This is a genomic window from Methylobacterium sp. WL18 (genome assembly GCF_008040015.1).
Lineage (GTDB): Bacteria > Pseudomonadota > Alphaproteobacteria > Rhizobiales > Beijerinckiaceae > Methylobacterium > Methylobacterium mesophilicum.
In genome coordinates, this window is record NZ_VRVD01000201.1 from 1 (window position 1) to 7,748 (window position 7,748).

The window sequence follows — 7,748 nt, forward strand, 5'->3', positions numbered from 1 at the left end:
GCCGCGAGCCCGTCCGGGGCTGCCGCGGCGCGGCTTGAGGCTTTGAAGAGCGACCCTGCCTACCGTGCCGACCCGGCCTTCCGGGTCGCCCTCGATGCGGGTCTGGCCCAGGTCCGGCGCGCGGTCGCGATCGGCGACGGTCTCGCAATCGTCTACAACGGGCTGAGCTTCGCAAGCATCCTGTTCATGGCGGCGGCCGGGCTCGCCATCATCTTCGGGCTCATGGGCGTGATCAATCTCGCCCAGGGCGAGTTCATCATGCTCGGTGCCTACACCACTTATGGCGTTCAGGAGGCCTTCCGCCGGTTTGTCCCGGGACTGCTTGACCTCTACCTCGTGGCGGCGATCCCGATGGCTTTCCTGGCGGTCGCCCTGGTGGGCATCGGCGTCGAGGCGCTGGTCCTACGCCACCTCTACCGGCGACCGCTGATGAGCCTGCTCGCAACCTGGGCGGTGAGCCTGTTTCTGGTCAACCTCGTGCGCGTCACCGTCGGCACGCAGAACCTTCAGTTTTCGATGCCCGCCTACGTCAGCGGTGGCGTGCCGGTCTACGCCGACTTCGTCATGACCTGGAACCGGCTCTTCGCGATCGGCTTTGCGGGGGCCACCCTCTTTCTGACGCTGCTGATCCTGCGCCGCACGCCGCTCGGGCTCGACATCCGCGCCGTGACACAGAACCGCGACATGGCCGCCTGCCTCGGCCTGCCGACCCGCCGGATCGACCGCCTTGCCTTCGGCCTCGGCTCGGGCCTGGCTGGGCTCGCCGGAGTGGCACTCTGCCCGATCTACAGCGTCAATCCCGGTATGGGTTCGGGCTTCATCGTCGACAGCTTCATGGTCGTGGTGCTGGGCGGCGTCGGAAGCCTCATCGGGACCCTCGTGGCGGCAGTCGCGGTCGGCGGCGCCAACGTGCTGATCGAACCGATTTCCGGTGCGGTCGCCGCCAAGGTGATCGTGCTCGTCGGCATCATCCTGTTCCTGCAGCGACGGCCCGAGGGCCTGTTCGCCGTCCGGCGGCGGCGATGAGCGGCGCGATGCAGACCATCCGGGCGCGCCCCGCCGGACCGGCGCCGCGCGCCGTACGCGATCCCCTGGTGGCCGGGCTTGTGGTCCTCTGCCTCGTGGCCGCCGCAGCGCTCCTCGCAGCGCCCCCCACCCCGTATCTCGTCAACGCTCTGGGCCAACTCGCCGCCTTCGCGATCCTCGCCGTGTCCCTCGACCTGGTCTGGGGCTATCTCGGCATCCTGAGCCTTGGGCATGGGTTGTTCTTCGCCATCGGCGGCTACGTCTGCGCCATGCACCTGCTGGCCCACGGCGCATCCGTGACCGGCGTCCTGCCGGACTTCGTGCAGTTCATGGGCTGGAAGACCCTGCCGACCTATTGGGCGGGCCTCGACCTCGCCGCCTACGCGTTCGTCCTCGCCCTTGCGCTCGCCGGCCTCGTCGCCTTCGTATTCGGGCTTGCCTCGTTCCGCTCGCGGGTCAACGGCGTCTACTTCTCGATCATCAGCCAAGCTCTCGTCTACGTCGCGATGCTGTTGATGTACCGCAACGATACCGGGCTCGGCGGCAACAACGGCATGACCGGGTTCCCGCTGCTGTTCGGCTGGCCGATGGGCTCGCCGCGCGTGGGCACCGGGCTGGCCGTCGCCGCCCTCCTGACGCTGGCGGCGGTGCTCGCCGGAACGCGGCTTCTCGTCGGCGGCGCCGTCGGGCGGCGAATGCTCGCCTGCCGAGACGACGAGATCCGCCTGCGCACCCTCGGTTACAGCACCACGCGGCTGAAGCTCGGGATCTGGTGCCTCTCAGCCATGATCGCCGCGCTCGCGGGCATCCTGTACGTGCCGCAGGTCGGCATCATCAACCCGCGCGTTCTGGCCCCCGACCTTTCCATCGAGATCGCCGTCTGGGTGGCGATTGGCGGGCTGGGGCGGCTCGGCGGGGCGGTGATCGGCGCCGTTCTCGTCAACGGCCTGAAGTTCTGGCTCAGCGCAGCGATGCCGGAAGCGTGGCCCTTCATCCTGTCCGGGCTGGTCCTCCTCGTGGTGTTGGTCCTGCCGAACGGCCTCCTCGACCTGGCGGCCCTGCGACCGCGCCCGATTTGGTTGCGGAGGGGGCGATGAGCGCACTCGTGGTCGACGCCCTGACCGTCGCCTTCGGCCGCTTCACGGCGCTCGACGCCGTCTCGCTCGCGGTCGATCAGGGCGAGGTGCGGGCTGTGATCGGCCCGAACGGCGCTGGCAAAACCACGTTGCTCGATGTGATTTCCGGGATCACCAAACCGGTTTCCGGCCGGGTGATGCTGGGCGATTCTATCGACCTCACGAAGTGCTCGGAGGCCGAGATCGCCCGGGCCGGCGTGCGGCGGAAGTTCCAGAAGCCCAGCGTCTTCCCGGCACTCACCGTACGCGAGAACATCGAGATGGGCTGCGGACCCGCCTTGAAGGCGCGCGCCCGCGTCGCCCGCGTGGCCGCCGTTCTCGACGAGATCGGCCTTGCCCCACGGGCCGCCGTGCAGGCCGGCGCCCTCGCGCATGGCGAGAAGCAGTGGTTGGAAATCGGCATGGTGCTCGCCGCCGAGCCCGCGCTCCTCCTCCTCGACGAGCCCGTGGCCGGCCTCTCCGACGCCGAGACGGCCCAGACCGCCGCGCTGATCCGGGACCTGCGCCGGCCGGACCGCGCGATCCTGGTGATCGAGCACGACATGGCCTTCGTCGAGGCCATCGCCGACCGGGTGACGGTGCTGCACGAGGGCCGCACGCTCTACGAGGGCAGCATGCAGGGTGCCCGCGGCGATGCCCGCGTGATCGAGGTCTTTCTCGGCCGATGACGCATGCACCCGCACGCCTCGCCGTCGAGGGGCTCAATCAGCATTACGGCAGCGCGCAGGTGCTGCGCGAGATCGGCTTCGCGGTCGAGCCGGGGCGCTGCCTTGCCGTTCTCGGCCGCAACGGCGCCGGCAAGACCACGCTTCTGCGCTGCCTCACCGGCCTGATCCCGGCGAGCCAAGGCCGGATCGCCCTCGACGGGACCGAACTGACGCGCCTGTCCTCGGACCGGCGCGCCCGGACAGGCCTCGCCTACGTGCCGCAGGGGCGCGAGATCTTCCCCGACCTGACCGTCGCCGAGAACCTGCGGGTCGCGGCCCGGGCCCACGGCCTCGGGCGGACCGACGCGGTGGACGAGGCGGTCACCCTGTTCCCGGCGCTTCGCGACCTCTGGCACCGTCCGGGGGGCAACCTATCGGGTGGCCAGCAACAACAGCTCGCCATTGCCCGAGCGCTCGCCACACGGCCCCGCGCCTTGCTGCTCGACGAGCCGACGGAAGGCATCCAGCCCTCGATCGTCGCCGCCATCGAGGCGGTGATCGCCGGGCTCAAAGGGCGGATCACCGTGCTGCTCGTGGAGCAGTATCTCGATTTCGCCCTTCGGGTCGGCGACGCCGTGGTGGTGTTGTCCCGGGGTAGCGTCGTCGTGCGCGGCGACCCCGCCACGCTGAACCACGAGATCCTTACCCGTCACATCGCCATCTGACGGACAACCCAGGAGACGCCGTGTCCGCCCATCACGAGATCCCCGCCACGCCCGAAACGATGGTGCTCGGCTACTTCGACGCCGCCTTGCCGCCCGTGCTGACGGTCGCCTCGGGCGACACCGTTACGCTGCACTCGCATCCGGCGGGTGGACGTGAGTCGCTCCACCCCGACCCGGCCCGCGTGCCGCCAGACCTGCTGCACGCCCTCGACACGCTGGAGCGCGGCCCCGGCCCGCACTTCGTCACCGGCCCGGTCCACGTGCAGGGCGCCGAGCCCGGAGACATGCTGCAGATCGACATCCTCGACCTGAAGTTCCGCCTCGACTGGGGCTTCGTGGCGATCCTGCCGCTGCTCGGCACCTTGCCGGACGAGTTCACCGACTACGAGACAGTCCACGCCGACATCGACACGGCGCGCGGTGTTTGCCGCCTGCCCTGGGGCACGGAACTGCCCCTCGACCCGTTCTTCGGCATCATGGGGACCGCCCCACCTGCCGCCTGGGGTCGGGTCGGGACGCCGGTGCCCCGCGCGTTCGGCGGCAACATGGATAACAAGGAGATGCGGGTCGGTACGAGCCTCTACCTCCCGGTGTTCAACCCCGGCGGCGGCTTCTACGCGGGCGACGGCCACGGCGTGCAGGGCGACGGCGAGGTCTGCATCACCGCCCTGGAGACGGGGCTGAGCGGCACCTTCCGGCTCACTGTGCGCAAGGACCTTCCGGGCGCGTGGCCCTTCGCCGAGACGCCCGCCGACCTGATGTCGATCGGCCTGCACGAGAGCCTCGACGAGGCCATGCGCCAAGCCGTGCGGGAGATGGTCCGCCTCGTCTGCGCGCGTACGCGCCTCACCCGCAACCAGGCCTATATGCTTTGCTCGCTCGCCGGGAACCTGCGGATCACCCAGACTGTCGACGGCAACAAGGGCGTGCACATGATGATGCCCAAATCGGCCCTCGAGTCGGCGCCGTCCGGATTGGTCTGAGGCTGGAAACACCGGACCGCGACACGCCGACCCTGACTACGGGATTCCGGCGTTCAGTTCGCGCTTCGAACGAAGGCAAACCGGCCGACACAGGCGTGGGCGCCGCGGTGGCGCGGGCCTTGATGCAGGGCCACGCGCTCCGTCGGGGTCGGTTGCGTCGGCTCCGCGCGGAACGGCTGCATGAGCAGGGCAGCGCGGAGTCGCTGCACCTCGGCCCGGAGGCCGGCATTCTCCCGCTCGACCTGATCGAGCCGGACCAGGCCCGCAGGCATCAGCCCGCCGAGCCGACGACGCCAGCGATAGAAGGTGCCGAGCGAGACATGGGCGCTCGCGCAGATGTCGGCGATGGGGATGCCCCGCGCGGCCTCGTCCAGCAGGAAAGCAATTTCCTGATCTGTATGCAGGGATCGACGCATGCAGAATCTCCGGATTCGGCAGCCATGAGTGCATCCAGCGAGCGCAGGAGGAGCAAGAAGCGGACCGGCTTTGACGCCTCGGTTCCGAAATTTTTACATGTGCCAGCATCAGCGAACCCGCGTGGCGGACACCGCCTCGCGCAGCCAGCGTTCAGCTCTGTGTTTTGCTTCGCACGGGACTGCGGACATTTTTTGTAAGCGCCTGGATTTGCGCTGCGGCTGCGGCATGTCCGGTTGTTGATTCCAGGCGCTCTACAGCAGCCGTTCTGCTTTCGGCCAGCATCTGCCGCTGCGGATCGCCCGGGTGAATGTCTCAGTTGGGTGGGGTTCCGCTGGTCCGCTTTGGGCCGGCAACACAGCGAAGCGGACGATAAGGTGGTCCTCATCGAAACCTCGGCGGACCCGAAAAGGTCTGCTTTCGATAGCCGCAGGGCACGCGGACCACAGTGCTCGCGGTCAAGTCAATCACCGCAAGGCGGTCACGACCTTGCGAGCGAGGTCCGTGAATGGCGAGACCAAACATCTAGCATGACAGACGCTCTGGCTCGGTCTGACCACATGTTCCGCGCTGGGGTGGATGTACCAATGGACCTACGCGTTGACCTTCAGGATCCGTCGCCCACGTCGTAGCGCCTCAAGGTCTGTGCGGCGGCATCGAAGGCCGCCCAGGTCTTTCGGGCGAGGCTTCCACCCACGCTGCAACGACGAACCCCGAGTTCGGCAAACATCCGGATGCCCTCGTCGTACTGGTGCACCACGACGTTGACCGGCTTCGGGGCAACGGCCGCGACAAGTTCCGCGACAGCACTGTGATCGAGGATAAGTGGCACGAAGAGGCAGTCGGCGCCGGCCTCCGCATAGGCGACGGCCCGAGCGATGCTGGCACTGACCGACAGGTCGGGGACACGGAAGTTCTCGTTTCGACCAATGAGCATCACCGTGGGATCGATGGCGTCGATGGCACTGCGTGCGGCAGCGATCCGTTCGACGGCTTGATCCGTCTCGTACATCGCGGTTCCGGACCAATCCTCGATCGACAGGGCGGCCACACCCGTGTCGACTGCCAAAGCGACGTTCTGCGCAACGACCTCCGGACGGTCGGCGAAGCCGTTCTCAAAATCTGCGTTGACCGGCAATTGGGTGCTGGCAACAAGCATCCTCAGGTGGTCGAGGATAGCCTCCAGGCCGAGTTCCCCATCCTGCTTGCCGGCGGCCCAGGCCGCACCCGCACTCGTCGAGGCGATGGCTTTGAAGCCGAGCTTGGCGAGCCGAACCGTGCCGCCGCAGTCCCAGGCATTGGGCAGGAGGAAGAAGCCGCTTTCGTGAAGACTGCGAAAAGCGGTCCGCTTCTCTGCCGTGGTAGCCATCGCTTGTTCTATCAGCATCAGGCCCGACAATCTTCCAGTCGACGCCGCTGCTGGCCAGCCTCGTCGAAGTTCGAGGTCGCGACCCCAGCGGTCAACGCGGCCGCGATCCTGGGCCATTCGGGGCTGATGATCGAGCACCAAGCCGTGTCCCGGTTCTCCCCGTCTCCACCATGAGGGGGCGAAAGATGCCTGCGAAGGTGAAACCGAACCGCGCCGCCGCGTCCGCGCGAGCGCCGGCCCCCAAAGGATGTGGCCGATCTCGATGACGCCGTGGATCGGATTGATTTGCATCAGGACTTGGCGCCCTTCGGCCCTTTGAGTTGCCTAATCGATGACACCCCAGCAGGACGAGATCCACCGCCAGGGCGGCCCGGTCTCAGGCCGCAGGATGCCAAAATTTCGGCCTGCGTCGTCGATCGATCATACTCAGGTTGAGCATAACGCAGACGCAGATTGCGCGTATGCCACGGCGAGGTCCGTCGAAGACCGCTGAGCGGCGTACAGCGCCGCACCGGCCCCGCACAGATCCGCCCGGGCGCGGAGGGCGGGTGCGGTTCCGACCTGGGAAAGGACGAAGTTTCTCGTGGTGGCAGAGGGGCGGGCGCGGGAGCTTCAGCGGCGAGCCGGCTCCGATCCGCCGGCGCAGGAGGTTTCCCCGATGCCGTACTTCGCTCCACGATCCGCGGTCGAGTTCCCCCGCAGCGCTGCGCTGTCGCCGCTCTTCCTCACGCTGCTCGCGCTCCTCGTCATGCTCGCCTCGGCGCACGCGTCGCCGGCGCCGACCCGGGGCGGCCTGACGCTGCGCGGGGCGGCCAGGAGTGCGCCGGCCGAGGCCGTTCACCTCGCGACCGACATCAGCGTCGATGTCAGCGGCCCGACTGCCCGGGCGGTCGTCACCCAGGCCTTCCGCAACATCAGTACGGACTGGGTCGAGGGCACCTACGTGTATCCCCTGCCGGAGGACGCGGCCGTGGATGGCATGAAGCTCGTCGTCGGCTCCCGCGTGATCGTCGCCGACATCCGCGAGCGGGCGGCGGCCAAGCGCGCCTACGAGGCCGCGAAGGCGGCCGGGCAGTCGGCAGCCCTGACCGCGCAGGAGCGGCCCAACATCTTCACCAACGCGGTCGCCAACATCGGCCCCGGCGAGACTGTGCTGGTCCAGATCACCTATCAGCAGACGATCCCCGTCTCCGGCGAGACGCGGATGCTGCGACTGCCCCTGGTGGTCGCGCCCCGCTACAACCCCACCCCCGCCTCGGTGGAAGCGGTCTCCCTCGACGGCGTGGCCCAGGCGGCCCGCGACCCGGTTCCGGATCGCCTCCGGATCAGTCCGCCGGTGCTCGACCCGTCGGTCTCCCGCCCGACCAACCCGGTCGCCGTCACGGTGCGCCTCAGGGCGGGCTTCGCCGTCGGCGCCGTCCGCAGCGCGACCCACGCGATCCGCGTGA

The 7,748-nt window shown here is 68.6% G+C and carries 8 protein-coding genes; 6 read left to right on the forward strand and 2 right to left on the reverse strand.

What is annotated here, in order from left to right; translation table 11 throughout:
• From urtB to FV228_RS15320, 5 genes are all read left to right on the forward strand, one after another.
• Window positions 1-1,026: urea ABC transporter permease subunit UrtB (urtB, locus tag FV228_RS15300; RefSeq protein WP_147855406.1), on the forward strand; the 1,026-nt coding region annotated here is incomplete at its 5' end.
• A complete protein-coding gene (gene urtC / locus FV228_RS15305; RefSeq protein WP_187277765.1) occupies window positions 1,023-2,123 on the forward strand; it encodes an urea ABC transporter permease subunit UrtC in 1,101 nt (366 codons plus the stop codon). The genes urtB and urtC, both read left to right, overlap by 4 nt.
• Window positions 2,120-2,830 (forward strand): ATP-binding cassette domain-containing protein, encoded by a 711-nt coding sequence (locus tag FV228_RS15310; RefSeq protein ID WP_147855407.1) that lies wholly within the window; start codon window positions 2,120-2,122, stop codon window positions 2,828-2,830. The genes urtC and FV228_RS15310 overlap by 4 nt, the downstream gene beginning before the upstream one ends.
• Complete coding sequence (gene urtE / locus FV228_RS15315) at window positions 2,827-3,534, forward strand: urea ABC transporter ATP-binding subunit UrtE (protein ID WP_147855408.1); 708 nt, start codon at window positions 2,827-2,829, stop codon at window positions 3,532-3,534. Before FV228_RS15310 ends, urtE begins: the two co-directional genes overlap by 4 nt.
• A gap of 20 nt (window positions 3,535-3,554) precedes the next feature.
• Entirely contained in the window at window positions 3,555-4,517 is a 963-nt protein-coding gene (locus FV228_RS15320; RefSeq protein ID WP_147855409.1) for an acetamidase/formamidase family protein, read from the forward strand.
• Between the two features lie 53 nt (window positions 4,518-4,570).
• Here FV228_RS15320 and FV228_RS15325 read toward each other — a convergent pair whose 3' ends face one another.
• Entirely contained in the window at window positions 4,571-4,933 is a 363-nt protein-coding gene (locus tag FV228_RS15325; RefSeq protein ID WP_147855410.1) for a transposase, read from the reverse strand.
• A gap of 605 nt (window positions 4,934-5,538) precedes the next feature.
• Window positions 5,539-6,591 (reverse strand): isocitrate lyase/phosphoenolpyruvate mutase family protein, encoded by a 1,053-nt coding sequence (locus FV228_RS15330; protein WP_210247802.1) that lies wholly within the window; start codon window positions 6,589-6,591, stop codon window positions 5,539-5,541.
• 367 nt (window positions 6,592-6,958) lie between these two features.
• Between FV228_RS15330 and FV228_RS15335 the strand changes: the two genes are divergently transcribed.
• The coding region (locus FV228_RS15335; RefSeq protein WP_281406499.1) for a VIT domain-containing protein at window positions 6,959-7,748 on the forward strand (790 nt) is incomplete at its 3' end.